The organism is Streptomyces cucumeris, assembly GCF_024295805.1.
GTDB classification, from domain to species: Bacteria; Actinomycetota; Actinomycetes; order Streptomycetales; family Streptomycetaceae; genus Streptomyces; species Streptomyces cucumeris.
Map to the genome: position 1 here is coordinate 1 of NZ_JANCLX010000002.1, position 25,573 is coordinate 25,573.

Here is a 25,573-nt window from a genome sequence, read left to right on the forward strand (position 1 = left end):
CCCCGTGCACGCCGCCGCGACGATGCTCGCCGGTGGCCCCGGTCAGCCCGGCGCCCCCGGCGCTCCCGGGCAGACCCCGCCGCCCGGTCCCGGCGGTCCGGGTTTCCCGGCACCGCCCGGTGCCCCGGGCGCTCCCGGCCAGGCTGCTCCATCCGGCCCGCACCCGCCCGGCCCACCCGGGGTCCCCGGTGCGGGTGGTTCCGCGACGCCGCCGCCCGCACCGTTCCCCGGCGCTCCCGGCGCCCCGGGGGCTCCTGGCGCGCCCGGTGCTCCCGGTGCGCCCGGCGCTCCCGGTGACGGGATGCACGCCGCCGCCACCATGCTGGCCGGTGGCCCCGGCGCACCCGGTGCCCCGGGCGCTCCGGGCGGCCCCGGTATGGCCCCGCCCAGCGGTCCCCCGGCGCCCGGGATGGCGCCGCCGCCCGGTGCCGCCGCGCCCGGTATGGCCCCGCCCGGATACGCGTATCCGCAGCCGCCGCCCGGTCAGCCGACCGTCGGCCCCGGCTATATGGCGGTCCTGCGCTACCGCGCCCAGGACGGCTCCGAGCAGCAGCTCATCCGCCGTTCCGCACCGGGCACCCCGCATCCGGAGTGGCAGATCCTGCACGAGCTGCGGTCGATGAACGTCCCGCCGCAGCAGGTGCTGGAGCTCCACACCGAGCTGGAGTCCTGCGATCTGCCCGGCGGCTACTGCGCCCGGATGATCCGTGAGACCTGGCCGCAGGTGCGGATCAGCCACACCGCCCCGTACGGCCGTGACCACGCCACCCGTCAGCAGGGCGTCCATCACCTGCTGGAACACCAGGGCGAACTGCACCAGGTGGCGGACGGACCGGCCCGTCCGGCACCCAACCGGGTGCCGCTGCCGCACCCCAGCCAGGTGCAGCCGGTGCCGCCGGTCCCGCCCGAGGGCCTCGCACATGAGCTGGGCCAGGCGTTCGGTCCCGGCATCTTCCGCTTCGACCAGCGCGCGGTCTCGCGGATGGGCGTACCGGACGTGGTTGCGCAGACGCTGGTCTGGGCGGGTCTCCCGGTGGACTTCGGACCGTTCTTCTGGGCGCAGGCCCAGCCGGGCCGTCCGGTGCCGACGCTGGCCGAACTGGCCGCCGAGCGCGGGGTGCAGCCCGCCGCGGACGCCGGTTCGTACCTGGTCATGGGCAATGACTTCGGCCGGCAGCTCTGTGTGCAGTACGGCACCGCGCATATCGTGGCCATCCCGCTGGAGGCCGCGGCCCAGCCGGCGCCGCCGCAGTTCGTGAACACCGGGCTGCCGGAGTTCGTGCGCTGTATGGCCCTGCTGGGCCGGATGTGGCGGCTGCGGTACGGGCTGACGCCCGAGCAGGCGGGCCGCTGGACGGTCGACTTCCAGGCACAGCTCGCCGCCCTGGACCCGGCGTCGCTGTCCGCACCGGACAACTGGTGGGCGGTGCTGCTGGAGCAGATGTGGGACGGCCTGCTCTGAGCTGACCCGGCCTGACCGAGCGCGAGCGCGAGGCGCCCGACCCCCGTGACGGGGGCGGGCGCCTCGTCGTTGTTGTCAGCGGATTTCCGGCGGGATCCGGACGCCGGCCGAGGGGGCGGATGGGCGGAGTGTCGCGTTATGGGCGATTAGGGGTGATCCATCAAGATGTGCGCCGAAGCGCGTTGCATGCCGGACAAAAGGGGTTCCAAGGATGGGCGCATCGGTGTCACCACAGGGCTTCACCACCGTCGGACGGGGCCGGGGCTATCGTCCCGCGCAGGTCGACCGCTATCTGGCGGAGCTGTCCCAGGCGCGTGACGCGGCGTGGGAGCGAGCCGCGCGCCTCACCGTGCTCGCCAACGAGCTGTCCGCCGACGCGGAGCAGCTTCGCGAGACGGTCTCCCAGCTCGCCCCCCAGACGTACGAATCGCTGGGCGACCGCGCCCAGCTGATCCTGATGGCCGCCGAGGAGGAGGACACCCACCTCCGGTCCCAGGCCGAGGCCTGGGGGCGGGAGCAGTGGGAGACCGCGCAGGCCGACGCCCGCAGGGTGCGCGACGCGGCACGGGACGAGGCCGAGCGGGTGCGCGAGGCCGCCGAGGCATCGGCGCGCAGCACCCTGGAGGCGGCTCAGGCCGAGGTCGAGGAGGTGCGGACGGTCTCCCGCCAGGACGTGAAGGAGTGGCGGGGCGAGTCGCTGGCCGCCCTCAAGGACATGCGGCAGCGCACCGCCGATGTGCTGTCCGGTCAGGAGCGCGAGCACGGGGAGCGCTGGGAGTCGGCGGGCCGCGAACTGGCCGAGCGCGACAGCGCGATGACCGCCCGGCTGGCCCAGCTGGAGGAGTTCACCCAGGCCAGACTGGCCGACGCCAAGCGCGAGTACGCGATGGCCGAGCAGGCCGCCCGGCTGCGGCAGGAGGACGCGCAGGCGCAGGCGGCGGAGATCGTCGCCCAGGCGCGCGCCCGGGAGGAGCGCCTCGGCCGGGAGACGGAGCGCACCCTGCGCGACCACCACGAGCGCCGCGAGGAGCTGAAGGCCCACCTGGAGCATGTGCGCGGCAGTCTGACGGCCCTGACGGGCAAGCCGGTGGTGGAGGACCCGGGCCCCGGCTCCCGCCCGGAGCTGAGCTCCGAGTCCTGACCCGGCGGGCCTTCCGGCCCGGCCTGACGCGGAACCATGCGCGGCGGATGCGGCAGACGGCCGCACCCGCCGCGCATGCGTTCCCTGCCCGGATGAGGTCCGGAGGACGTCCGGACGGCGCCCGGACCAGCGCGCCGCGCGTCCCGCCGGGATACGGCCTCCGGTGGACGCACCTAATCGTTGTACGACCCACCCTTCCCTGCCGGACCCGGAGGGGGGAAGCTGGCATTCGGGCTGCTGGGCCCCCGGCATTGAGCCTCACCCGGCGTCAGGGTGCAGGATCGACCCGGAGCGCGGCTCCCCCTCAGGTCCTAGACCCCTAGGGGATGTCCACCCGTTCCTCCTACCCGTGGTTCGTTCCGGCGGAGGAGGAGGGGCGGGCACCTCCTCTCTTAGTGTTGCTACGGGCAGCGCGACCGAGGGGGTGGGGCTGTCCCCACCGCGAAGACTGAGCCAAGCACCATCGCGGCGGTCCCCGGAGCCCGGCAGGCTGGATGCCGTGGGCGGACCGGGACCGGAATCGCCTTTCACGATCGAGGAGAGTCACCGTGACAACGGCTGTATCGATTCCCAGGACCGGGGGCAGCGGAGGACATACGGCCGTCGCCGCCCGCGCACGACAGGTGGTCAAGGCGTACGGCTCGGGGGAGACCCGGGTCGTCGCGCTGGACCACGTGGACGTGGACATCGCCCGTGGCCAGTTCACCGCGATCATGGGTCCCTCGGGCTCCGGCAAGTCCACCCTGATGCACTGCCTGGCCGGTCTGGACACCGTCTCCTCGGGTCAGATCTTCATCGACGAGACCGAGATCACCGGGCTCAAGGACAAGAAGCTCACCAAGCTGCGCCGGGACCGCATCGGCTTCATCTTCCAGGCGTTCAACCTGCTCCCGACGCTCAACGCGATCGAGAACATCACGCTGCCGATGGACATAGCCGGCCGTAAGCCGGACCGCGCCTGGCTGGACCAGGTGGTGGAGACCGTCGGCCTCGCCGGGCGGCTCAAGCACCGGCCGAACCAGCTCTCCGGCGGTCAGCAGCAGCGTGTCGCCGTGGCCCGTGCCCTCGCCGCCCGCCCCGAGATCATCTTCGGTGACGAGCCCACCGGAAACCTGGACTCCAGGGCCGGGGCCGAGGTGCTGGGCTTCCTGCGGCGCTCGGTCGAAGAGCTGGGCCAGACCATCGTGATGGTCACCCACGACCCGGTCGCCGCCTCCTACGCCAACCGTGTGCTGTACCTGGCCGACGGCCGGATCGTGGACGAGATGCAGAACCCGACCGCCGAACTGGTCCTGGAGCGCATGAAGCACTTCGACGCGCGCGGGCGGGTGTCATGACCGTCCTCAAGACCTCGCTGCGCAACTTCATGGCGCACAAGGGGCGGATGGCGCTCTCCGCCATCGCGGTCCTGCTGTCGGTGGCCTTCGTCTCCGGCACGCTCGTCTTCACGGACACCACCAACGCCACGTTCGACAAGCTCTTCGCGGCCACGTCCTCCGATGTGACGGTCAGCCCGAAGAACGCGAACAACGGCGATGACTCGCAGGCTGCCACCCGCAGGATCGAGACGCTGCCCGCTGCCCAGCAGAAGCGGATCGAGGGCATCAAGGGCGTCAAGAAGGTGGCTGGCGACGTCACCAGCATGTCGATCACTGTCGTCGACAGCAAGAAGAAGGACATCGGTCCCGACTCCGGGGCCCCGACCATCGGCACCAACTGGGACCCGACCGAGCACCGCTCGGTGAAGCTCACCTCCGGCCACGCGCCGCGCGGTCCCACCGAGGTGATGCTCGACGCCGACACCGCCGAGAACAAGAAGGTGAAGATCGGCGACGAGCTGCGGGTGATCACCGTCCCCGGTGAGTTCCGCGCCAAGGTCGTCGGGCTCGCCACCTTCCAGGTGACCAACCCCGGCTCCACCGTCCTCTACATGGACACCCCCTCGGCCCAGCGGCTGCTGCTGGGCCGCTCCGAGGCGTTCACCAGCTTCGCGCTCACCGCCCAGCCGGGCGTCAGCAACGAGCAGCTCAAGAAGAACGTCCTGGCCGGCCTCGGCCCGGACTACAAGGTGCAGACGAAGGCCGAGTCCAGCGATGAGGCCCAGGACGACATCGGCTCGTTCCTGGACATCATGAAGTACGCGATGCTCGGCTTCGCCGGGATCGCCGTCCTGGTCGGTATCTTCCTGATCGTCAACACCTTCTCCATGCTGGTGACCCAGCGCACCCGGGAGATCGGCCTGATGCGGGCCATCGGGTCCAGCCGGAAGCAGATCAACCGCTCGGTGCTGATCGAGGCGCTGCTGCTGGGGATCATCGGCTCGATCCTCGGGGTGTTCGCCGGTGTCGGCCTCGCGGTCGGCCTGATGAAGATCATGGGCAGCGCCGGACTGAACCTGAGCACCGACCAGCTGACGGTCAAGCCCGCGACGCCCATCATCGGTCTCACCATCGGTATCGTCGTCACCGTCATCGCCGCGTACATCCCGGCCCGCCGGGCGTCGAGGATCTCCCCGATGGCGGCGCTGCGCGACGCCGGTACCCCGGCGGACGCCAAGGCCGGACGGATCCGCGCGGTGATCGGCACCGTGCTCACCGCGGCCGGCGCGGCCGCGCTGCTCGCCGCGGCCGGTGCGGACAAGGCGGCGGACGGCTCGATGTTCCTGGGCCTGGGCGTGCTGCTGACCCTCGTCGGCTTCATCGTGATCGGCCCGCTGCTGGCCGGTGTGGTGATCCGGGTGCTCGCCGCCGTGATCCTGCGGATCTTCGGCCCGGTCGGCCGGATGGCCGAGCGCAACGCGCTGCGCAACCCGCGGCGCACCGGCGCCACCGGCGCGGCCCTGATGATCGGGCTGGCCCTGGTCGCCTGTCTGTCGGTGGTCGGCTCCTCGATGGTCGCGTCGGCCAGCGATGAACTGGACAAGTCGGTCGGTGCGGACTTCATTCTGCAGCCCAAGCCGGGCAAGCTGGTCACCCCGGACATCCAGAAGAGGATCGCCAAGGCCAAGGGCCTGGACCACATCAGCCACTACAAGCAGATCAGCGATGTGCGGCTGACCCTCCCGGACGGCAAGACGGTCGGCAAGGACCTGTCCGCCGCCACCCCGAGCTACGCGGGCGACCTGCGGACCCCGGTGGTGGAGGGCTCGCTGGCCGACGCCTACCGCAAGGACGCGCTCTCGCTGCCCGAGGGCTTCGCCGAGGACCACAAGGTGAAGAAGGGCGACACCGTGACCGTCGCCTTCCCGCAGGGCCGCACGGCGAAGCTCACCGTGGCCGCGATCACCTCGGATGACACCTCGCTGGACAAGGGAGCGCTGTACACCAGCATCGCGACCGTCCAGGCCCATGTGCCCGCCGACCGGATCCCGACGGACCTGATGATCCTCGGCACCGCCAAGGACGGCCAGGAGGACCAGGCGTACGCCTCGCTGAAGAAGCAGCTGGTGGACTACCCGCAGATCCAGGTCCGTGACCAGACCGACTACAAGAAGATGATGAAGGACCAGATCGGCCAGCTGCTCAACCTGGTCTACGGTCTGCTCGCCCTGGCGATCATCGTCGCCATCCTCGGTGTGGTGAACACCCTCGCCCTGTCGGTCGTCGAACGGACCAGGGAGATCGGTCTGATGCGTGCCATCGGGCTCTCCCGCCGCCAGATGCGCCGCATGATCCGGCTGGAGTCCGTGGTCATCGCGCTCTTCGGCGCCCTGCTGGGCCTCGGGCTCGGTATGTGCTGGGGCGCGACGGCGCAGAAGCTGCTGGCGCTCGAGGGTCTGAAGACCCTGGAGATCCCGTGGCCGACCATCACCACCGTCTTCATCGGCTCCGCCGTGGTGGGCCTGGTCGCGGCGCTGATCCCGGCCTTCCGCGCGGCCCGGATGAACGTCCTGAACGCCATCGCCACGGAGTAGGACGCGGCATCACGGAAGGCCAGGACCCGCCCCTCGGCGATACGGGGGCCGAGGGGCGGCGGCCCGGCACGGTGTGCTCTCGGGGGTGCACACCGCGCCGGGCCGCGGTCTTTCCCGGTCCGCTACGACCGGCTTTTGACCTGGAGTGCGCTCCAGCTCCTAGCGTGGATGACACGACCGCGAGATCCACCGCTTCCAGGAGGTACTCCCATGTCCCGGCTTCCCGTCCGCAGGCTCGGCTCGCTCACCGTCTCCGCCCAGGGGCTCGGCTGCATGGGGATGAGCCACGCCTACGGCGCGACCGACGACCAGCAGTCGATCGCCACCATCCACCGCGCCCTCGACCTCGGTGTCACCCTCCTGGACACCTCCGACTTCTACGGCGCCGGACACAACGAGGAACTGGTCGGCCGGGCGCTGAGCGGCCGCCGGGACCAGGCGGTGATCGCCACCAAGTTCGGCTTCGCCAACGAGCTGGGCGAGCAGACCCGGATCCGGGGCGACGCGGCCTACGTACGGCAGGCGTGCGACGCCTCGCTGGGCCGGCTCGGCGTGGACCACATCGACCTCTACTACCTGCACCGCGTCGACCCCGAGGTGCCCATCGAGGAGACCGTGGGCGCCATGGCCGAGCTGGTGGCGGCGGGCAAGGTGCGCTCCCTCGGGCTCTCCGAGGCGAGCGCGGCGACCATCCGCCGTGCCCACGCCGTCCACCCGATCTCCGCGCTCCAGAGCGAGTGGTCGCTGTGGACCCGGGACCTGGAGGAGGAGATCGCCCCGGTCTGCCGTGAACTGGGCATCGGTCTGGTGCCGTTCTCCCCGCTCGGGCGCGGCTTCCTGACCGGCCGGATCACCTCGCTGGACACGCTGGAGGAGAACGACATGCGGCGCAGCCAGCCCCGGTTCGCCGACGGCAACCTGGACCGGAACCTGGCCATCGTCGAGCGGCTGCGGGAACTGGCTGCCGACCGGGGCGTCACCGCCGGTCAACTCGCCCTGGCCTGGGTGCAGCACCGCGGCGACGACGTGGTGCCGATCCCGGGCACCCGCCGGGAGAGCAATCTGCGGGAGAACCTGGGCGCGCTCGACATCGAGCTGTCCGCAGCGGAGCTTGCTGCGATCGACGCCGCCGCACCGGCCCGGGAGATCGCCGGGAACCGCTATGACGAGAGCGCCCTGCGGTTCGTCGACCGCTGAGGGATTCCCCCGGCCGGGCGATGAGTTTTCCGGCGCCCCACGGTCTACAGGGAAAGGCCGATACCAGGGAGGTTTCCCATGACCGAGACGACCAAGGGCACCCGGCTCAGCGAGGTGGGCCGGGTGGCCGTCACCGTCACCGATCAGGACCGGGCGCTGGACTTCTACGTGGGCACCCTCGGCTTCGACAAGCGGGCCGACATCCCCTTCGGCGAGGGACACCGCTGGATCGAGGTCGGACCGTCCGGTGGCGGGGCCGGGATCGCGCTGGTGCTCCCGCAGAACTGCGAGGACGCCGGTGGTTCCGGCTCCGGGCCCAGCACCGAGACGGGCATCATCCTCACGTCCCAGGACATCGACGCCGACCACGCCACGCTGCGCGGCGCCGGGGTGGACACCGATCCGGAGGTCATGCGGTACGGCGCGCCCGTGCCGCCGATGTTCTCCTTCCGCGACCCCGACGGGAACGCGATCATGGTCGTCAGCGAGGGGGAGTGAGCGCGGGGAAGCCGAGCCGACCGGCGGGGAACCGACCCTGACCGGCCCGCGCCGGTCCGCCGACGGGGGCGCGGACCGGCGCGGGCGCCGGGGGCCGGCAGCCGGGGCGTCAGTCCCGGGGGAGCAGGGTGCCGAGCGGACCCAGGTCGAGATTGAGGTCCTCCGGCGTCAGACCGTGCTGATCGCGCAGTTCCGCCATCCGCCGGTCCAGCATCATCAGCGTGGTGCCGATCCGCTCCACCTGCTCATCGGTGAGATCGCCCGCGTCGATCCGGCGCAGCGCCTGGCGTTCCATGAGCTGGCGCAGCAGTTCCACGATGGTGAGGACGAGGGCCACCAGATCGCGGCCCATCGCCTCCCGGTCGATATCGACCCGGGTGCCGCTCACAGCGGGCCCGAATCGGTCCACGGCGCGGCCACGCGCTCGTTGACCGAGGACAGCAGGGCGTGCAGGGAGAGCCTCACCAGGGGCACTTCGGCGATCGCGATGACCAGGTCCCCGCTGACCACCACCCCGGTGGCCAGCACCCGGTCGAGCAGATCCACCAGCGGCACCCCGATCGGGCCGTGGGCCTCCGCGGGGACCGATCCCCAGGCGGCGACGGTCATGGCGCGGTACCTCCGTCGGCGAAGGAGTACGGGGCCCAGGGCCCGGACAGCTCGATCTCCACGGACGCGTCGTCCCGGCGCAGCGAGGCGAGGGCGGCGCGCAACTGCCGCTCCCGGCCGCGGTCCACGAGATACGCCGCGTTGAGCACATGGGTGCGGCGCGGGCCGGTCACCTCGGCGCCGTGCGGGCGCAGCCGCCGCGCGGCCACGGCCAGTCCGCGGACGACGGTGTCCACCCGCTCGGCGGCGCGGAGCGCCGCGCCCTGGCGCTCCTCGCGCCCGCGCTGCCGGCTGCGGAGCTGCTCCAGATAGGCACGGCCACTGGCCGCCGCTGCGCCCGGGGAGGACGCGGCGGCGGCGGGCTGCCCGGCCAGGGCGTAGACCTTCACACCCCATTCGACCCGGCCGGTGATCCGGCCGAGTGCGGTGAGCAGGGACTCCTCGCGTGCGCGCAGGGCCTCCCGGGCCCGTTCCTCCCCGCGGTAAAGGGTGGCCAGCGGCAGCGGGACGGTCGGGGCCGCGGCCATGGAGGCGGTGATCACCTCATGGTGGGCACGGGCGCAGCGTTCCAGTTCGGCGCGGTCGGACAGCCGCTCCCGCAGGGCCTCTTCGGCGTAGTCGGCGGCCGGGACGTCCTGGACCACGGCGGTCAGCGGACCCGCCGCGAGGGTGCGGACGGGGGCGGGCGGGGCGACCCCGGACAGTCCGCCGAGCGCCTCCGCCTCCGGTCCGGGCGGTCCGCAGACGGCGAAGACATAGGTGAGCGTGGACTGATGCGCCGTCATGTCCCGGCCCCGCCTCTCCCGCCGTCGCCCCCGCCGTCGGCCTCTTCGCTCCCGGCCCCGATCGCCCGCAGCCGTTCCCGCAGTTCGGCGTTCTCCACGGCGAGCGCGTCGCGCGCGGCGCGGGAGGAGAGCGCGGGGTCGGTCTCCCACCAGTCGATCCCCGCCTTGCGGGCGGTGTCGACGGAGGAGACGAACAACCGCAGCCGGATGGTGAGGAGTTCGATGTCCAGCAGGTCGATCTTGATGTCCCCGGCGATCACGATGCCCTTGTCCAGGACGCGTTCCAGGATGTCGGCGAGGTTGGAGGTGACCGGGCCGTTCGGCTCGGGGCGGTCCCACCGCGTGTCGAGTTCGGTCACGGCCGCCTCCCCGCCGTCGGTCCTGCGGACTCCGTCGGGGACAGCAGATCCAGCAGCCGGTCCTCCTCGCGTTCGAACTCCTCGGGGCCGATCTCGCCGTCCTCCAGCGCCTCGTTGAGCGCCGCGAGCCGGGCCCGCACCACCGCCGGGTCGTTGAGCTGGCGCTCCGCGGCGTCCCGTAGCTGTTCGGCGACCCACACCACACCCCGCACCGGCGCCAGCGGCAGCAGCGCGACCTCGGTCAGGAGCCCCATACGCCCTCCACGAAGCTGTAGCAGGGCAGCGGGCCGGTCAGCCGCAGTTCGACGCGGGTGCCGTACCGGGCCGCCAGCCGCTCCACGGCCGTGCCGAAGCGCCCGGTGGTGTCGCGGGCGAGCAGGAAGGAGGCGTTGAGCACACAGCCGGGCACCTCGGGTCCGGCCACCCGCGCCTCCGCCAGCGCGGACAGTTCGGCCGCCACCGTGGTCGCCACGGCCGCGGCCCGCCGGGTCAGCCCGTGCGCCACGGCCTCGCCGAGCCGGACGCTGGCCTCGTAGCCGGGGGCGGCGCGGGCCGCGGCGCGGGCCCGGCCCACCTCCGGGTCCTCGCGCACCAGCGACTCCAGATCACCCTGGGCCGGGACCACCTTGACGTTCATCTCGACCCGGCCCTCGACCCGCTCCAGTGCGGCCAGACAGTCGTCCTGGGAGGACCGGAGCTGCCGCAGTACCGACTCCTCGTCGGGGGCGACCATCCCGAAGCGCATCGGCAGCACCGGGCCGTCCTTCCCCAGGGCCAGCGCCAGGTCCTGGTGGGCCATGAGGTCGCGGCGCTTGGCGCGCAGCCGCCCCGGGGCGTCGCCGACGACGGCGGCCAGGTCCCCGGCGGGCAGCGTACGGACCGGACCGGGCCGCTCACCGACCCCGGCGCGGCCCGGCGGCACCGGATGGCCCGCGCGGACGACGCCGTAGACGTACACACCTCCGGGCGCGGCCGTGGATGTGGGCTGCGGTGCGGCGGCCATCGGTCAGTCCTCCTCGGAACGGCGGCGGGAACGGCTCGCGGGGCGCTTACGGGGACGGGACTCCTCGTACTCCTCCTCGTGGTCGTCGTCCTCATCGTCGTCATCACCGGCGCCGACCGCCCGCTTGACCTTCTCGCCCACCGACCCGACCGCCTTCTTGGCCTTCCGCTTGCCGATGCCCGCGGCCATGCTCCCGCCGCCCCCTCCGCCGCCGAACAGCTCGGGCACGGTCTTGCTGCGGTCGTTCTCCAGGTCCAGCCGGTTGCAGGCCTCGGCGAAGCGCAGATAGGTGTCCACGCTCGCGACCACGATCCGGACATCGATCTTCAGGATCTCGATGCCGACCAGGGAGACCCGGACGAAGACGTCGATCACCATGCCGCGGTCGAGGATCAGTTCCAGGACGTCGTAGAGCGTGCCCGCCCGCGGGACGCAGACGACCTCTTCGGTGTAGGTGGCGACCATGATCGGAAGGTCCCTTCGGTTGCCCTGCGCGCTGCGGTCAGTCGTCGGCCGCGCCGCGCCGGTAGCGGCGGACCCTCCGGTACTCGCGGAGCTCCCCGTGGCTGTCGAGGTCCACCTCGTAGGTGGCCAGCAGGCTGGTGGTGTCGGGGATCCGCGGTACCTCCAGGACGTCCACGCACACCCGCCAGCCGTCGTCCTCCCGGCGCACCGCGGAGACCCCCTCGGTCGGGTGGGAGATCAGCGCGGCCAGCCGTTCACAGGCGTTCTCCGCCGCCTGCTCCGGGCCCGTCTCCCGGGAGCGGCGGTGTGCCGGCGACGTCCGTCGGCCCGGCTCTTTCGTGGAGGTCCGGCGCTCTCGCTCTGCCATGGGCAACAGTCTGGTCACACACCGTGCCCGCACGCGCGCTGGGCTGGGCCGGACGCGTGCACCGGGACCCGCCGGGCCGGGGCCGGGCCGGTCCCGGCTCCGGGTGTCCGCGGGTGGCCGTACTCTGGAAGACCCCCGGCCCGTATCACGTGTCGGGTGATTCGCGTTGTCCGTCTCCGGGATGGAATACCCCTTTATGAGCCTCACCGGTCTGCTCGACGCCGTCGTACGGGACCCCGCGCTCGCCGAGGCGGTGCGCGGTGCCACCGACGGGAACCGGCCCCATGTCGATCTGGTCGGCCCGCCCGCCGCCCGGCCCTTCGCCGTCGCCGCGCTGGCGCGCGAGACCGGCCGCCCGGTGCTGGCGGTGACCGCCACCGGCCGCGAGGCCGAGGATCTCGCGGCCGCGCTGCGCTCGCTGCTGCCGCCGGACCGCGTGGTGGAGTACCCGTCCTGGGAGACGCTGCCGCATGAGCGGCTCTCCCCGCGCTCGGACACCGTCGGCCGCCGCCTCGCCGTGCTGCGCAGGCTCGCCCACCCCAGCGAGGACGATCCGGCGGCCGGTCCGGTCTCCGTCGTCGTCGCCCCCGTCCGCTCGGTCCTCCAGCCGCAGGTCCAGGGGCTCGGCGACCTGGAGCCGGTCAGTCTGCGGGCCGGCCGGACCGCCGATCTGGGGGAGGCGGTGGACGGGCTCGCGGCCGCCGCCTACTCCCGGGTCGAACTGGTCGAGAAGCGCGGTGAGTTCGCCGTGCGCGGCGGCATCCTGGATGTCTTCCCGCCCACCGAGGAGCATCCGCTCCGGGTGGAGTTCTGGGGCGACGACGTCGAGGAGATCCGCTACTTCAAGGTGGCCGACCAGCGGTCCCTGGAGGTCGCCGAACACGGGCTGTGGGCCCCTCCCTGCCGTGAGCTGCTGCTCACCGATGAGGTGCGGCGGCGGGCCGCGGCGCTCGCCGAGGACCACCCCGAGCTGGGCGAACTGCTCGGCAAGATCGCCGAGGGGATCGCGGTCGAGGGTATGGAGTCCCTGGCCCCGGTTCTGGTCGACGAGATGGAACTGCTGCTGGACGTCCTCCCGGCGGGCAGCATGACGCTCGTCTGCGACCCGGAGCGGGTGCGCACCCGCGCGGCCGACCTTGTCGCCACCAGCCAGGAGTTCCTCCAGGCGTCCTGGGCGGCCACCGCCGGTGGCGGCGAGGCCCCGATCGACGTCGGCGCCGCCTCCCTGTGGGGGCTCGCGGACGTCCGGGACCGGGCCCGTGACCTGGGCATGATGTGGTGGTCGGTCAGCCCCTTCGCGGCCGACGAGGAACTCGACGACGACACCCTCAAACTGGGCATGCACGCCCCCGAGACCTACCGCGGCGACACCGCCCGCGCGCTCGCCGACACCAAGGGCTGGCTCGCCGAGGGCTGGCGCGCGGTGTACGTCACCGAGGGCCACGGCCCGGCCTCCCGCACCGTCGAGGTGCTCGGCGGGGAGGGCATCGCGGCCCGGCTGGAGGCCGACCTGGACGGGATCTCCCCGTCCGTGGTCCATGTGGCCTGCGGCTCGATCGACTACGGCTTCGTCGACCCCGGGCTGAAGCTGGCGGTGCTCACCGAGACCGACCTGTCGGGGCAGAAGGCCGCCGGCAAGGACGGCGCCCGGATGCCCGCCCGGCGGCGCAAGACCATCGACCCGCTCACCCTTGAGGCGGGCGACTTCATCGTCCACGAACAGCACGGCGTCGGCCGCTACATCGAGATGGTGCAGCGCACCGTCCAGGGCGCCACCCGGGAGTACCTGGTCGTGGAGTACGCCCCGGCCAAGCGCGGCCAGCCCGGCGACCGGCTCTACATCCCCACCGACCAGCTGGAGCAGATCACCAAGTACGTGGGCGGCGAGGCCCCCACCCTGCACCGGCTCGGCGGCGCCGACTGGACCAAGACCAAGGCGCGCGCCAAGAAGGCGGTCAAGGAGATCGCCGCCGACCTCATCAAGCTCTACTCGGCGCGGATGGCCGCCCCCGGCCACGCGTTCGGCGCGGACACCCCCTGGCAGCGGGAGCTGGAGGACGCCTTCCCGTACGCCGAGACCCCCGATCAGCTCACCACCATCGGCGAGGTCAAGGAGGACATGGAGAAGTCGGTTCCGATGGACCGGCTGATCTGCGGCGACGTCGGCTACGGCAAGACCGAGATCGCGGTGCGCGCGGCGTTCAAGGCGGTGCAGGACGGCAAGCAGGTCGCCGTGCTGGTGCCCACCACCCTCCTGGTCCAGCAGCACTTCGGCACCTTCAGCGAGCGCTACGGCCAGTTCCCGGTGGTCGTCAAGGCGCTCTCCCGCTTCCAGACCGACACCGAGGCCAAGGCGGTCCTGGAGGGGCTGCGGGAGGGCTCGGTCGACATCGTCATCGGCACGCACCGGCTCTTCTCCTCCGAAACCAAGTTCAAGGACCTGGGCCTGGTCATCGTCGACGAGGAACAGCGCTTCGGCGTCGAGCACAAGGAGCAGCTCAAGAAGCTGCGGGCCAACGTGGACGTGCTGACCATGTCCGCCACCCCCATCCCGCGCACCCTGGAGATGGCGGTCACCGGCATCCGCGAGATGTCCACGATCACCACCCCGCCGGAGGAGCGCCACCCGGTGCTGACCTTCGTCGGCCCCTACGAGCAGAAGCAGATCGGCGCGGCCATCCGCCGTGAACTGCTGCGCGAGGGCCAGGTCTTCTACATCCACAACCGGGTGGAGTCCATCGACCGGGCCGCGGCCAGGCTCCGCGAGATCGTCCCCGAGGCGCGGATCGCCACCGCCCACGGCCAGATGGCGGAGAACGTGCTGGAGCAGGTGGTCGTCGACTTCTGGGAGAAGAAGTTCGACGTCCTGGTCTCCACCACCATCGTCGAGTCCGGTATCGACATCTCCAACGCCAACACCCTCATCGTCGAGCGCGGTGACAACTTCGGCCTCTCCCAGCTCCACCAGTTGCGTGGCCGGGTCGGCCGTGGCCGGGAGCGCGGCTACGCCTACTTCCTCTACCCGCCGGAGAAGCCGCTCACCGAGACCGCCCACGAGCGGCTGGCCACCATCGCCCAGCACACCGAGATGGGCGCCGGTATGTACGTGGCGATGAAGGACCTGGAGATCCGCGGCGCGGGCAATCTGCTCGGCGGTGAGCAGTCCGGCCATATCGCGGGCGTCGGCTTCGACCTGTACGTACGGATGGTCGGCGAGGCCGTCGCCGACTACCGCGCGACGCTGGAGGCGGGCGGCGGCGAGGTCGAGGAGGCCCCGCTCGAAGTCAAGATCGAGCTGCCGGTGGACGCCCATGTCCCGCACGACTACGCCCCCGGCGAGCGGCTGCGGCTCCAGGCGTACCGCGCCATCGCCGCCGCCTCCAGCGAGGACGACATCCGCGCGGTGCGCGAGGAGCTCACCGACCGCTACGGCAAGCTGCCGGAACCGGTGGAGAACCTGCTGCTGGTCGCCGGGCTGCGGCTGCTGGCCCGCGCCTGCGGAGTCTCCGACATCACGCTCCAGGGCTCCAACATCCGCTTCGGCCCGGTGGAGCTGCGCGAGTCGCAGGAGCTGCGGCTCAAGCGGCTGCATCCGCGCACGGTGATCAAGCCCGCCACCCAGCAGGTGCTGGTGCCCCGGCCCGCCACGGCGAGGATCGGTGGAAAGCCGCTGGTGGGGCGGGAGTTGCTGGCGTGGACCGGAGAGTTCCTGACCACGGTCCTGGGCTCCTGAGCGCCGGCCGCCGCACCACACCGTGGTGCGGCGGCGCCGGGGAAGCCGTCCGGGCCCGGGTCGGCGGGGGCGGATGATGATGTGCCGTGCCCTGGGCCCGGACGGACAGGGACCGCCGCCGCGCGACACCCCCGTGGCCGCGCCGCCGGCCGCCCCGGTCCGGTCGGGACGCCCGGAAGGGGCCCCGGGCCGCGCGGTGCGCGGCGGAAGTGGGTCCGGTGGCGCCCGGCGGTCCATACCGAGTCGCGGCGCCGTACGGACGAGAGGGGCCCGTCCGCACGACCCCTCAGGGAGGTTCGAGGTGGCCTCGGAGCGGCCCGCCGGGTCGTGGTCAGGACACTAGGGGCGGGCGGGGCGGGCGGCGAGGAACGAACTGCACAGTGATCGCGGCGGCCGGTTCCGCATCGAACGGTGACCGCGCGCCGGGGCCGGCAGGCCGATCCTCACAGTGTGCCCAACGCCCGCATAGCCAACCACAGTTCGTACTTCGCGCTCGGCGCGCGCAGCAGCGACCGGCCCAGCGCGTCCTCGGCCTTCGCCAGCCGCTTGCGGGTACCGGGGAGTGAGATCCCGAGCGCGGAGGCGGTGGCGGGCAGCCGGGCGTCGGCCCGCAGCCACGCCCGTACGGTCTCCGGTCCGGCCGTCACCCGGGCCTGCTCCAGCGGGCGGAGCTGGGACCGCGCCCAGATCTCCGCGGCGGGTGTGGCCAGCAGCGCGTCCAGGGTGGCGGCGCGGTCCGCGGTGCCCGCGGTCACCGCCCCCGCCGTCCACGGCGCGGTGTGCAGCCGCAGGGCCAGCCAGGCCGCCGACTGGCCCGCCAGACAGCGGCTGACGTCCAGTCCGAGCAGTCCGTCGAGATGGCGCACCCGGGCGGCGAGCGTATTGCGGTGGATCTTCAGATGGCGGGTGGCGGCTCCGCCGAAGCTCAGCCAGGAGCCGAGGGTGTCCAGCAGTTCCCGTGGCCCCGGGTCGGCCCGCCGGGTCGGCGCGTAGCGCAGGCACGGCCCCAGCAACTCACCCGCCCAGACCCGGCCTTCGGGACCGGCCAGCACCGTGACATCGGTGTGGCCGCCGAAGCCGGCACACCGCTCGGGCGCGTCCCGGGCCACCGCCAGGGCGTGGAACGCCTGCTCGTAGCCGACCGGGGTGTCCCGCAGCGCGACCTCGGCGCTCACCCCGACCCGGCACTCCGGCACCTCCCGGGCGATCCGCCGGTCCAGCCGCTCGGGGCCGGCGCCGGGTTCCGCCTCCGGCCGCGGCCCGGTGCGCTCTCCGGCGGGCACCAGCGCGATCAGGTGGTTGGGCCGCACCGGACACGGCACGATCCAGGCCCGCCCGCGCGCCGTGCGGTCGATCCGGACGGCTATCTCGCGCCGCCGTTCGCTGGGGCACTCGATCACGTACACCCGCGTCACGGCGGGCAGCGCCGGGCGCAGCGCCCCGGCGATCCGCTGTGCCGCGGGCACGCTGCCGACCATCAGCAGATGCAGCACCGCCTCCCGGCTGTGCACCTCGGCCGACTCCACCCGGCGGCGTATCCGCTCCGCCTCCTCCAGCCGCCAGCACAGGGCGAGGGTGCGCGAGGCGTCGGCCAGCAGCACCCCGCAGCGCGGATCGGCGGGCCGGACGACGGCCAGGTACACCGTCCCCGCCGCCGGGTCCCGCCCCGTCTCGGCCCCGGGTCCGAGCGCCACCAGATGGACCGGAGCCGTCCCGTCCCCGCCCAGCACGGCGGACGGCGCGCCCCGCCGGTGCAGTTCGACGGCGGCGGTGGCGGCGGCGCCGGCCTCGGGCGGCGCGGTGCCGGGCTCCGGTGTGGCCAGCACCGCCCCGTCGGCCCCGACCAGCACGGCGAGACCCCCGGTGCGCCGGGTGAGCCACACCAGGATCGCCCGGACCGGACCGCGCTTGGCGGAGAGCCGGGCGAGGGCGAGGACGTCGTCGGCGCGGTCGGTGCGCGCGGCGGACGGCGAGAGTGGCATGAGGCGCAGAGTAGTACCGGGGGCCGACGCCACGGCAACGGTTAGTATCCGGCGGATGTCAGCCGTCATAGCAGCGATGATCACCGCCGTGGTGGGTGTGCTCGGCACCCTCTTCGCCCCCCTGCTCCACCAGCGGCTCACCGCGCGTCAGCGCGCGGAGGAGGCGCGGGCCGGGGAGGAGCGGCGGCGGTACGAGGAGCGGCGGGCCGCGTACACGGGGATGAACCGGGCCTCCCGGCAGTTCCACACCCTCCTCAAGGATGCGCTGCACCGGATCCGGGACGGTGTCTACACCGACGAGGACCGGGTCCGGGTCGAGGAGGTCCGGCGCGACTACCGGGACCGCTACGCCGAGGCGCAGATGATCGTCCCCGAACGGGTGCTGGCCGCCTCCCGCGCGCTCAACACGGTGCTCGCCGGTGTCGACGCCACGGCCAAGAGGATCGACCGGGGGCTGGCCCGGGAGGGCGAGACCGCTGCCACGGCGCTGCTCACGCTGAAGGACGCCGAGCCCCGGCTCGCGGAGATGCGCCGGATCATGCGGGAGGACCTGGGGGTCGCCGACTGACGGCGGTCCCGCCTTTACGTCACGGGTAATCGACCGGTCCCCGGGGGCGCGGCAGGCTGGTGCACATCAGCCCGGGGACGCCCCGGGGCCCGGCCCGAAGCCCCTGGAGGAACCATGACCGCCTACGCCATCGCGCATCTGCGCAGCGGCAGTTCGCACCCCGATGTCTTCGCGTACATCGAGCGGATCCAGGACACCATGACCCCCTTCGGCGGTCGATTCCTGACCCACGGGGCCGAGGTGCAGGTGCTGGAGGGCAGTTGGCCGGGGCATGTGGTGATGATCGGCTTCCCCGACCTGGCCGCGGCGCGCGCCTGGTACGCGTCGCCCGCGTACCAGGAGATCCTGCCGCTGCGGACCGACCACATCCAGGGGGACGTGATCCTCGTGGACGGGGTCGGCCCGGACTACGACGCGGCGGGGACCGCCGCGGCGATGCGGGAGGCGGCCGTCAGCGTCTGATCCGGTGGTGTCCGCCGCGGGTCAGCGGCCCACCGCGTAGCCCTGTGCGCCCCGGGGGTTGGCCGCCGCCAGCAGGACACCGGTCTCCGGGTCCCGGGCCACCGCGCACAGCCGCCCCTCCGACCAGGCGGGGCCGACCGTGACGTCGTGCCCCCGGCGCCGCAGTCCGCGGATCGCGTGCTCACCGATCCGCGATTCGACCACCACCTTCCCCGCGGCCATCGTGCGCGGGTGGAAGGAGCCGGGGAAGCTCTCCTGGTGCCAGTTGGGCGCGTCGATCGCGCCCTGGAGGTCAAGCCCCGCACGCACCGGGGAGCGCAGTGCGACACCGAGCAGGAAGTGCAGGGACCACTGGTCCTGCTGATCGCCGCCAGGCGTGCCGAAGGCCATCACGGGGGTGTGGCCGCGGAGCGCCAGTGACGGGGTCAGCGTGGTGCGCGGACGGCGGCCGGGGGTCAGGGAGTTGGGCAGTCCGGGGTCCAGCCAGGCCATCTGGAGCCGGGTGCCCAGCGGGAAGCCGAGCGCGGGGATGACCGGGTTGGACTGGAGCCAGCCGCCGCTGGGCGTGGCGGCGACCATGTTGCCCCAGCGGTCCACCACATCGAGGTGGCAGGTGTCGCCCCGGGTGCCGCCGTCCGCCCGCACCTCGGGGCCGCCGACCGTCGGCTCACCGCCGCCCGGTCCGGCCACCGGACCGGCGTCGCGGTCCGCCGCGCGGGCGACGGCGGCCAGCGCCTGCGCGCTCAGCCGCGGGGTGCGGCCGCCGGGCCGGCCCGGACGCAGTCCGTACGAGGCGCGCTCGCCGATCAGCTTGCGCCGCTCGTCGTTGTACGGGCCGGAGAGCAGCTCCGGGAGCGGTACCTCGGCGGCGTCCCCATACCAGGCCTCACGGTCCGCCATGGCCAGCTTGCCGCCCTCGACCAGGGTGTGCAGCAGTTCGGGGGTGCCCAGATCCTCCGCGGTCAACCCGTCGGGGAGCAGGGCGAGCTGCTGGAGCAGCACCGGACCCTGGCTCCAGGGGCCCGCCTTGCACACCGTCCAACCGTTCCAGGTGTACCGGACCGGGGGTTCATAGCCGGCCTCGAAGGCGGCCAGGTCGTCACCGGTGAGCGTCCCCGCGTGGCGCTCTCCGGAAGAGTCCATGGCGGGCCGGGCCGCGGCTGCGGCCAGTTCGTCGGCGATGAACCCCTCCCGCCAGACCCGCCGCGCCGCCTCGATCCGGCTCTCCCGGCCCGGCCCCGCCGCCTCCGCCTCGGCGATCAGCCGCCGCCAGGTGGCGGCCAGGGCCGGGTTGGTGAGCAGCCGCCCGGCGGCGGGGGACCGGCCGCCGGGCAGGTAGAGCGCGGCCGAGTCGGTCCACTCCTGTGTGAACAGCTCCCGTACGGTCTCCACGGTCTCGCCGATCCGCTCGACCGCGGGATGGCCGTGTTCGGCGTAGCCGATCGCGTACCGCAGCACCTCGGCGAGGTGCCGGGTGCCGTGGTCGCGCAGCAGCACCATCCACGCGTCGAACGCGCCGGGGACGGCGGCCGCGAGCGGTCCGGTGCCCGGCACCAGGTCGAGGCCGAGCGCGGTGTAGTGGCCGATGGTGGCCCCGGCGGGCGCCGGACCCTGGCCGCACAGCACGGTGGGTTCGCCGCCCGCCGGGGCGAGCAGGATCGGCACCTCCCCGGCGGGCCCGTTGAGGTGCGGCTCCACCACGTGCAGGACGAAACCGGCGGCCACGGCGGCGTCGAAGGCGTTGCCGCCGTCCTCCAGGACGGCCATGGCGGACTGCGAGGCCAGCCAGTGGGTGGAGGACACCATGCCGTGGGTGCCCTGGAGGGTGGGCCGGGTGGTGAACATGGGGCTCCCTGGTCCGGGTGCGGCACGCGGTGGTGCGGTGCCGCCGTGCCCGGCCAGCATGACGCAGCCACCGATCACCGGTCCATGGAGCGGAGCGTGGAGAAAGGCGTGCGGTCAGCCCGCGGGCTGCGTGCGGACGAAGCGGTCGGGTTCGCCGGTGGTCCAGTTGAAGGTCAGGTTCTCACCGCCGTTGCTCACCACGGCGGTGCCGTTCGAGGTCTCCCCGCCGCAGGTGCTGGAGACGGCCATCGCGGAACTGATGGTCCCGGAGCAGGACTTGCCGGCGTACGCGAGGGTGAATGACGTCCCGCTGACGTTCAGGGTGGCCAGGCCGCGGCCGCCGCGCACGGGGACGTACCACATGCCCTGGACACCGGAGGGGGACCCCGGACGGGTCGGCGCGGCCGTCGCGGTCCGGGTGCGGCTCGGCGCGGGCGCCGGGGCGGCGGAGCTACGGGTGGGACGTGGCGCGGCGCTGGTGGCGGGGCTCTTGCCGGCCCCGCGGTGCCGTCCGCCGCCCGCGTCCTCGCGCGCCGTGGGCGACGACTCGGCGGAGGGTGAGGAGCCGGTGCGATCCCCGCCCGCGGTCCGGGTGGCGGACGCCCCGCCCTTGCGGGCCGGTGACGCCGAGTCCTCGCCGTCGCCGCAGCCGGTCAGGGTGAGTGCCAGCACCGCGACAGCGGTTGCGGCGAACGCGTTCTTTTTCTGCACGGAGAATTCCTGTGATGCCGGGAAAGAGGGGTGAGGAAGTGATCCTGGCAGTCCCGTTCACCGGTATTCCATCGTTTCCGGAATGAATCTCCAGAACATTGCCGCTGTACCGCGGATGATTTCTCCGCTTTCCGCGCCGGAGGAAAGGGGTCCGGCGCCGCGCCCTGACTACGGCGCCGCGGCCCGGCTACGGCGCGGTGGGGCGGCCCGGCGGGTAGACCACCGACCACGGCCTGGCCCGGTCGTCCACGGCCGGAGCACCGGACCCGCCGGAGCGCGCCGGAAGGTCGTCCATGACGGCCCGGACCGCTATCCGGGCGAAATGGTGCACGGCCGGATGGGCCGAATGGTCCGGCCATACCGCTGATATCCGGAGAATGAGCGGGCGGCCGGTCAGCGGTCGCCATGCGGCGCGCGGTTCCTTTCCCGCCACCCGGCCGTCGTCGAACGCGACGCCCCGGCCGGACGCCACCAGCCCCAGCAGGAATTCCGGATTCCGGGCGTGCCGCACGGAGGGCGGAACGAATCCGCCCGCCCGGCAGATCTCCAGCGTCCGGTCGTACCAGCCCGGCGCCGTCGCCCGCGGGAAGAGGAACAGATCGTGGCCCGCGAGGTCGTGGAGCGCGACCTCGGGCAGCCGGGCGAGCCGGGAGGCACGCGGCAGCACCACGCCCAACGCGGTGTCGGCGGACGGCCCGAGGACCAGCCCGCCGGCGTCGTCCACCGGATGGTGCACCAGCCCGACGTCCAGTCCGCCGGACCCCAGCAGCCGCACCTGTTCCGCCGGGTCCACCTCATGGAGGTCGATCCGCAGCCCCGGGAACTCCTCCGCGCACGCCGACAGCAGGGCGTGCAGCGTACGGGCCGGGGTCTGCGGCGGCACCCCCGCCCGCAGGGTGCCCAGCTCCCCGTCCCGGACCCGGCCCATCACCGCCCGCAACCGCTCCTCGCGGGCCAGCAGTTCACGGGCCTCCTCCACCAGCAGCGCCCCCGCGGCGGTGAGCCGCACCTGACGCGCCGAGCGGTCGAACAGCTCCACCCCCACCTCGCGCTCCAGCCGCCGGACGGCCTGGCTCAGGGGCGGCTGCGCCATGCCGAGGAGATCGGCGGCGCGGCTGAAGTGCAGCTCCTCGGCGACGACAATGAACAGACGCAGGTGGCGTATGAGATCCACCGGCCGACCTTATGCGATGGCCGCGGGGGAGCGGAGGAACACCTATGGGTACGACGGTGGGCACACCGGCCGGACGGCGGATCACCGAGCTCTTCGCGGCGGTGGACGCCGAGGTCCGGCTGCACGCGGTCGACCTGGACGACCCCCGGCGGGAGGTGGCCGTCGGCGCCGATGAACAGGTCGTCCTTGCCTCGGTGTTCAAGATCCTGCTCGTCCTGGAGTTCGCCCGGCAGGCCGACGCCGGTCAGCTCGACCCACGGGAACGTGTCCGGGTCACCGCCGCCGACCAGCTCGGCGGATGGGGCACCGCGGGCTGCGCCGACGATGTCGAGATGTCCCTGCGCGACCTGGCGTACTTCACCATGACGGTGAGCGACAACGCCGCCGCCGACGCGTTGCTGCGCCGCGTGGGCCTGGACACCGTGCGGCTGCTCGCCGCCGAACTGGGCCTGGAACGCACCCGGATCACCGGCGGCCCCCGGTGGCAGCTGGAGTCGATGATCGAGGACGCGGGCGCGGTGGACGCGGCGGAGTTCGCGGCCCGTTACCCGGCACTGGACGCCGGACGGCTCAGCCACTTCCGCGCCCTGGACCCGCGCCACACCACCTCGGCCACCGCCCGTGACATCACCACCCTGCTGCGGCTGATCTGGCAGGACCGGGCGGGTTCCCCGGCCGCCTGCGCCCGGGTGCGTGAGCTGATGTCCCAGCAGATCTTCCGGCAGCGGCTGGCCCGCGGCTTCCCCGACGAGGTGCTGATCGCCGCGAAGACCGGCACCCTGCCCGGTCTGCACAACGAGGCCGGGGTCGTGCACCGGCCCGACGGCCGGCGGTACGCGGTGGCCGTCTTCGCGCGGACGGCCGGACCGGCGTGGCGTAGCTCGGCCGTGGACCGGGCCATCGGACGGGCCGCGCGGCTGGCTGTGGACAGCCTCGTGAACAGCCCGTCCACACCGCCGGTCCACCCGGTCTGAGCCGCGGTCATACCCGATCGGATATGGCGCATCCCTCGATCCGGTCTTGGACGCCGGTGGGCGGCGGCTGCTCTGCTGTGGCCATGAGCGACATACGAGCGCGGCGGTTCGACCGCCGTCTGCTGATGCGGGGAGCTGCCGTCGGGGCGGCCGTACCCGTCCTCCCGGCCGCCTCCCGCGCCTCCGCCGCGGCGACCACGCCCCGTGCCGCGGCCCGCACCTCGGACGCCACCTTCCGGTGGTTCGGCACCTGCGGCTGGCGGATCGACACCGGTGGCCGCACGGTCCTGTTCGACCCGTACCTCTCCCGCTTCCCCACCGGCCTGTTCACCGGTGACTTCGACCCCGGGACCGCGCTGACGACCGATGAGCAGGTGGTCCGGCGGCATATCGGCGCCCCGGAGCTGATCCTGGTCAGCCACAGCCACTGGGACCACATCGCCGACGTCCCGTACATCGCCCGCATCGCCCCAAAAGCGCGGATCGTCGCCACCGAGACCTCGTACCACCTGCTCCAGGCGTTCGGGGTGGACAAGGGCCGGATCTCGGTGGTCAAGGGCGGTGAGGTGCTGGACTTCGACGGCCTGGTGGTCGAGGTGGTCTCCAGCCGGCACAGCCGCAACGCCTCCTTCGGCTACTTCGCCCCGGGAACCCTCCACGGCCGCCCGTCCGCCGGGAGACCGCGGACCATCTCCGATCTGCCGGAGGGCGACACCCTGGCCTTCCAACTCACCCCGGACGGAGGCCCGTCGGCGTTCCTGATGGGTGCCAGCGACTTCAGCGAGCGCGACGCGGCCGGACTGCGCCCGGACGTCGCCATGGTGGCGGCCACGTCCAGCACCGCCACCCACGCCTATGTGCCACGGCTGATGAAGGCCCTCGGTCACCCCGGCACCGTGGTGCCCGTCCACTGGGACAACTTCGAACTCCCCCTGGACGAGGGCGCCCAGCGGGATCCGAATGTGGACCTGGACGCGTTCGTCCGGCGGATCGAGGCGGCCGCACCCCGGACCCGCGTCCTGGTGCCCGACTACCTCACCCCGTACCGCTTCTGAGGACCGCTTCAGGGGCCTCGCGGACCGCTTCCGAGCGCCGTGAGGCCGGCACGGCCCCGCCGATTTCGCGGGGGGCGGAACGCCATGCCCTTCCTCCCGGGCCGGACGCTTCTACCCTGAGGGGGTGAGCAGCCACGCGACGAACCCAGCCCGCGTCATCCCGCTGCGTCCGGCCACCGCGCCGCCAGCCGCCCCGCCGCGGGAGGCCGCGCCCCCGGACTCCGCGCCCAGGGAGCCCCTGTGGCGCCATGTGGTCGGCGGGGTGCTGCGCCGCGAGCGCCGCGCCCAGCAGCGCACGCTCAAGGACGTGGCCGACGCGGCCCGGATCTCGATGCCGTACCTCTCGGAGCTGGAGCGGGGCCGCAAGGAGGCGTCGTCCGAGGTGCTCGCCGCCGCCGCGCACGCCCTCGGCCTCGGCCTCGCCGATCTGCTCGCCCTCACCCACGACGAGCTGGCCCGCGCCCTCGCCCCGCGCACCCGCAGGCGCTCCCTGGGGGCGGCGGAGGAGCACACGCGGCGCGACGGGGGCGCGGCGACCGGTACGACGGCCCTGGCCGGGACGCGCCACCCGCACACCACCACCAGCACCACCACGCGTACGTCCTCCTACCAGGGCCAGGTGCGCCTCGCCGCCTGAAGCAGGGACCGACCGCCGTCAGGCGGCGAACGCCGCGCCCGCCCTCCGGCGGCTGAGCACCTGGTCGGCCAGCCCGTACGTCACCGCCTCCTGCGCCGTGAACACCTTGTCGCGGTCCATGTCCTCGCGCAGGGTGGCGATGTCGTGCGGGGTGTGCCGGGCCAGCACCTCCTCCACCTGTGCGCGGATCCGCAGCATCTCCTTGGCCTGGAGGCTGAGATCGGAGACGGTGCCCTGCTGGCCACCGCTCGCGGGCTGCCCCAGCAGCACCCGCGCATGCTCCAGGATGAACCGCCGTCCGGGATCCCCTCCGGCCAGCAGCACCGCCGCGGTCGAGGCCGCCTGGCCGACGCAGAACGTGGAGATCGGCGCCGAGACGAAGGTCATCGTGTCGTAGATCGCCATGAGCGAGGTGTACGAGCCGCCGGGGGAGTTGATGTAGATCGCGATCTCCTGCTCCGGGCTGCTGGACTCCAGATGGAGCAGTTGCGCGATGACGACGTTGGCCACCCCGTCGTCGATCTCGGTGCCGAGGAAGATGATCCGCTCGGACAGCAGCCGGCTGTAGATGTCGTACGCCCGCTCGCCCTGGGTGGTCCGCTCGACCACCGTCGGAATCGTGTACTGGCTCAT

The 25,573-nt window shown here is 73.2% G+C and carries 25 protein-coding genes; 12 read left to right on the plus strand and 13 right to left on the minus strand.

What is annotated here, in order from left to right; translation table 11 throughout:
- The 6 genes from NMK44_RS02910 to NMK44_RS02935 all read left to right on the plus strand — a co-directional run.
- Nucleotides 1-1,462 (plus strand): SUKH-4 family immunity protein (locus tag NMK44_RS02910; RefSeq protein ID WP_254737877.1); only part of this gene is annotated, 1,462 nt, incomplete at its 5' end.
- A 211-nt stretch (nt 1,463-1,673) separates the two neighbouring features.
- On the plus strand, nt 1,674-2,603 hold the full coding sequence (locus NMK44_RS02915) for a DivIVA domain-containing protein (RefSeq protein ID WP_254737878.1): 930 nt from the start codon (nt 1,674-1,676) through the stop codon (nt 2,601-2,603).
- 548 nt (nt 2,604-3,151) lie between these two features.
- Nucleotides 3,152-3,940, plus strand: a complete 789-nt coding sequence (locus NMK44_RS02920) for an ABC transporter ATP-binding protein (protein WP_254737879.1) — start codon at nt 3,152-3,154, stop codon at nt 3,938-3,940.
- Nucleotides 3,937-6,516, plus strand: a complete 2,580-nt coding sequence (locus NMK44_RS02925; protein ID WP_254737880.1) for an ABC transporter permease — start codon at nt 3,937-3,939, stop codon at nt 6,514-6,516. The genes NMK44_RS02920 and NMK44_RS02925 overlap by 4 nt, the downstream gene beginning before the upstream one ends.
- A gap of 210 nt (nt 6,517-6,726) precedes the next feature.
- A complete protein-coding gene (locus tag NMK44_RS02930) occupies nt 6,727-7,713 on the plus strand; it encodes an aldo/keto reductase (RefSeq protein WP_254737881.1) in 987 nt (328 codons plus the stop codon).
- Between the two features lie 78 nt (nt 7,714-7,791).
- Complete coding sequence (locus NMK44_RS02935) at nt 7,792-8,211, plus strand: VOC family protein (RefSeq protein WP_254737882.1); 420 nt, start codon at nt 7,792-7,794, stop codon at nt 8,209-8,211.
- Nucleotides 8,212-8,320: 109 nt separating this feature from the next.
- Here NMK44_RS02935 and NMK44_RS02940 read toward each other — a convergent pair whose 3' ends face one another.
- Genes NMK44_RS02940 through NMK44_RS02975 form a run of 8 tightly spaced genes read right to left on the minus strand, consistent with a single transcriptional unit; the run spans nt 8,321 to nt 11,799 of the window.
- Complete coding sequence (locus NMK44_RS02940) at nt 8,321-8,599, minus strand: gas vesicle protein K (protein WP_254737883.1); 279 nt, start codon at nt 8,597-8,599, stop codon at nt 8,321-8,323.
- Nucleotides 8,596-8,820 (minus strand): gas vesicle protein, encoded by a 225-nt coding sequence (locus NMK44_RS02945; RefSeq protein WP_254737884.1) that lies wholly within the window; start codon nt 8,818-8,820, stop codon nt 8,596-8,598. Before NMK44_RS02945 ends, NMK44_RS02940 begins: the two co-directional genes overlap by 4 nt.
- Entirely contained in the window at nt 8,817-9,605 is a 789-nt protein-coding gene (locus NMK44_RS02950; protein WP_254737885.1) for a GvpL/GvpF family gas vesicle protein, read from the minus strand. The genes NMK44_RS02945 and NMK44_RS02950 overlap by 4 nt, the downstream gene beginning before the upstream one ends.
- Nucleotides 9,602-9,964 (minus strand): gas vesicle protein, encoded by a 363-nt coding sequence (locus NMK44_RS02955; protein ID WP_254737886.1) that lies wholly within the window; start codon nt 9,962-9,964, stop codon nt 9,602-9,604. Before NMK44_RS02955 ends, NMK44_RS02950 begins: the two co-directional genes overlap by 4 nt.
- Nucleotides 9,961-10,218, minus strand: coding sequence for a gas vesicle protein GvpG (locus tag NMK44_RS02960; RefSeq protein WP_254737888.1), 258 nt, complete (start codon nt 10,216-10,218; stop codon nt 9,961-9,963). Before NMK44_RS02960 ends, NMK44_RS02955 begins: the two co-directional genes overlap by 4 nt.
- A complete protein-coding gene (locus NMK44_RS02965; protein WP_254737890.1) occupies nt 10,206-10,967 on the minus strand; it encodes a GvpL/GvpF family gas vesicle protein in 762 nt (253 codons plus the stop codon). Before NMK44_RS02965 ends, NMK44_RS02960 begins: the two co-directional genes overlap by 13 nt.
- Nucleotides 10,968-10,970: 3 nt before the next feature.
- On the minus strand, nt 10,971-11,432 hold the full coding sequence (gvpJ, locus tag NMK44_RS02970) for a gas vesicle protein GvpJ (protein WP_254737892.1): 462 nt from the start codon (nt 11,430-11,432) through the stop codon (nt 10,971-10,973).
- Between the two features lie 37 nt (nt 11,433-11,469).
- The gene (locus NMK44_RS02975; RefSeq protein WP_254737894.1) at nt 11,470-11,799 is read right to left on the minus strand and encodes a gas vesicle protein GvpO; all 330 of its coding nucleotides are present in this window, start codon (nt 11,797-11,799) and stop codon (nt 11,470-11,472) included.
- Between the two features lie 196 nt (nt 11,800-11,995).
- On the opposite strand from NMK44_RS02975, the gene mfd reads away from it, so the two are divergent.
- Nucleotides 11,996-15,532, plus strand: coding sequence for a transcription-repair coupling factor (mfd, locus tag NMK44_RS02980; protein WP_254737896.1), 3,537 nt, complete (start codon nt 11,996-11,998; stop codon nt 15,530-15,532).
- 443 nt (nt 15,533-15,975) lie between these two features.
- Here the strand turns inward: mfd and NMK44_RS02985 are convergent, their stop codons facing one another.
- Nucleotides 15,976-17,514 (minus strand): helix-turn-helix domain-containing protein, encoded by a 1,539-nt coding sequence (locus NMK44_RS02985; protein WP_254737898.1) that lies wholly within the window; start codon nt 17,512-17,514, stop codon nt 15,976-15,978.
- Between the two features lie 55 nt (nt 17,515-17,569).
- On the opposite strand from NMK44_RS02985, the gene NMK44_RS02990 reads away from it, so the two are divergent.
- Both NMK44_RS02990 and NMK44_RS02995 read left to right on the plus strand, forming a co-directional pair.
- Complete coding sequence (locus NMK44_RS02990; protein WP_254737900.1) at nt 17,570-18,082, plus strand: hypothetical protein; 513 nt, start codon at nt 17,570-17,572, stop codon at nt 18,080-18,082.
- 114 nt (nt 18,083-18,196) lie between these two features.
- Nucleotides 18,197-18,544, plus strand: coding sequence for a DUF1330 domain-containing protein (locus NMK44_RS02995; protein WP_254737902.1), 348 nt, complete (start codon nt 18,197-18,199; stop codon nt 18,542-18,544).
- A 21-nt stretch (nt 18,545-18,565) separates the two neighbouring features.
- On the opposite strand, the gene NMK44_RS03000 is transcribed toward NMK44_RS02995, so the two are convergent.
- From NMK44_RS03000 to NMK44_RS03010, 3 genes are all read right to left on the minus strand, one after another.
- Nucleotides 18,566-20,389, minus strand: coding sequence for a gamma-glutamyltransferase family protein (locus NMK44_RS03000; RefSeq protein ID WP_254737904.1), 1,824 nt, complete (start codon nt 20,387-20,389; stop codon nt 18,566-18,568).
- A 114-nt stretch (nt 20,390-20,503) separates the two neighbouring features.
- Entirely contained in the window at nt 20,504-21,100 is a 597-nt protein-coding gene (locus tag NMK44_RS03005) for a hypothetical protein (protein WP_254737906.1), read from the minus strand.
- A gap of 187 nt (nt 21,101-21,287) precedes the next feature.
- Nucleotides 21,288-22,274 (minus strand): LysR family transcriptional regulator, encoded by a 987-nt coding sequence (locus tag NMK44_RS03010; protein ID WP_254737908.1) that lies wholly within the window; start codon nt 22,272-22,274, stop codon nt 21,288-21,290.
- A 44-nt stretch (nt 22,275-22,318) separates the two neighbouring features.
- Here NMK44_RS03010 and NMK44_RS03015 point away from each other — a divergent pair, with 44 nt between their 5' ends.
- The 3 genes from NMK44_RS03015 (at nt 22,319) to NMK44_RS03025 (ending at nt 24,940) form a co-directional block, all read left to right on the plus strand.
- Nucleotides 22,319-23,248: a serine hydrolase gene (locus tag NMK44_RS03015; RefSeq protein ID WP_254737910.1), complete on the plus strand. Its 930-nt coding sequence runs from the start codon at nt 22,319-22,321 to the stop codon at nt 23,246-23,248.
- A gap of 83 nt (nt 23,249-23,331) precedes the next feature.
- Complete coding sequence (locus NMK44_RS03020) at nt 23,332-24,303, plus strand: MBL fold metallo-hydrolase (RefSeq protein ID WP_254737912.1); 972 nt, start codon at nt 23,332-23,334, stop codon at nt 24,301-24,303.
- 124 nt (nt 24,304-24,427) lie between these two features.
- Entirely contained in the window at nt 24,428-24,940 is a 513-nt protein-coding gene (locus tag NMK44_RS03025; protein ID WP_254737914.1) for a helix-turn-helix domain-containing protein, read from the plus strand.
- An 18-nt stretch (nt 24,941-24,958) separates the two neighbouring features.
- On the opposite strand, the gene NMK44_RS03030 is transcribed toward NMK44_RS03025, so the two are convergent.
- Nucleotides 24,959-25,573: a ClpP family protease gene (locus NMK44_RS03030; protein ID WP_254737916.1), complete on the minus strand. Its 615-nt coding sequence runs from the start codon at nt 25,571-25,573 to the stop codon at nt 24,959-24,961.

Coding starts and splice junctions, on each gene's coding strand:
- NMK44_RS02915 (WP_254737878.1), top strand. CDS start 1,674: ATGGGCGCATCGGTGTCACCACAGGGCTTCACCACCGTCGGACGGGGC.
- NMK44_RS02985 (WP_254737898.1), bottom strand. CDS start 17,514: ATGCCACTCTCGCCGTCCGCCGCGCGCACCGACCGCGCCGACGACGTC.
- NMK44_RS02965 (WP_254737890.1), bottom strand. CDS start 10,967: ATGGCCGCCGCACCGCAGCCCACATCCACGGCCGCGCCCGGAGGTGTG.
- NMK44_RS03030 (WP_254737916.1), bottom strand. CDS start 25,573: ATGAGCCAGTACACGATTCCGACGGTGGTCGAGCGGACCACCCAGGGC.
- NMK44_RS02930 (WP_254737881.1), top strand. CDS start 6,727: ATGTCCCGGCTTCCCGTCCGCAGGCTCGGCTCGCTCACCGTCTCCGCC.
- NMK44_RS03000 (WP_254737904.1), bottom strand. CDS start 20,389: ATGTTCACCACCCGGCCCACCCTCCAGGGCACCCACGGCATGGTGTCC.
- NMK44_RS02950 (WP_254737885.1), bottom strand. CDS start 9,605: ATGACGGCGCATCAGTCCACGCTCACCTATGTCTTCGCCGTCTGCGGA.
- NMK44_RS02925 (WP_254737880.1), top strand. CDS start 3,937: ATGACCGTCCTCAAGACCTCGCTGCGCAACTTCATGGCGCACAAGGGG.
- NMK44_RS02960 (WP_254737888.1), bottom strand. CDS start 10,218: ATGGGGCTCCTGACCGAGGTCGCGCTGCTGCCGCTGGCGCCGGTGCGG.
- gvpJ (WP_254737892.1), bottom strand. CDS start 11,432: ATGGTCGCCACCTACACCGAAGAGGTCGTCTGCGTCCCGCGGGCGGGC.
- NMK44_RS02975 (WP_254737894.1), bottom strand. CDS start 11,799: ATGGCAGAGCGAGAGCGCCGGACCTCCACGAAAGAGCCGGGCCGACGG.
- NMK44_RS02990 (WP_254737900.1), top strand. CDS start 17,570: ATGTCAGCCGTCATAGCAGCGATGATCACCGCCGTGGTGGGTGTGCTC.
- NMK44_RS02935 (WP_254737882.1), top strand. CDS start 7,792: ATGACCGAGACGACCAAGGGCACCCGGCTCAGCGAGGTGGGCCGGGTG.
- NMK44_RS02995 (WP_254737902.1), top strand. CDS start 18,197: ATGACCGCCTACGCCATCGCGCATCTGCGCAGCGGCAGTTCGCACCCC.
- mfd (WP_254737896.1), top strand. CDS start 11,996: ATGAGCCTCACCGGTCTGCTCGACGCCGTCGTACGGGACCCCGCGCTC.
- NMK44_RS02945 (WP_254737884.1), bottom strand. CDS start 8,820: ATGACCGTCGCCGCCTGGGGATCGGTCCCCGCGGAGGCCCACGGCCCG.
- NMK44_RS03020 (WP_254737912.1), top strand. CDS start 23,332: ATGAGCGACATACGAGCGCGGCGGTTCGACCGCCGTCTGCTGATGCGG.
- NMK44_RS03015 (WP_254737910.1), top strand. CDS start 22,319: ATGGGTACGACGGTGGGCACACCGGCCGGACGGCGGATCACCGAGCTC.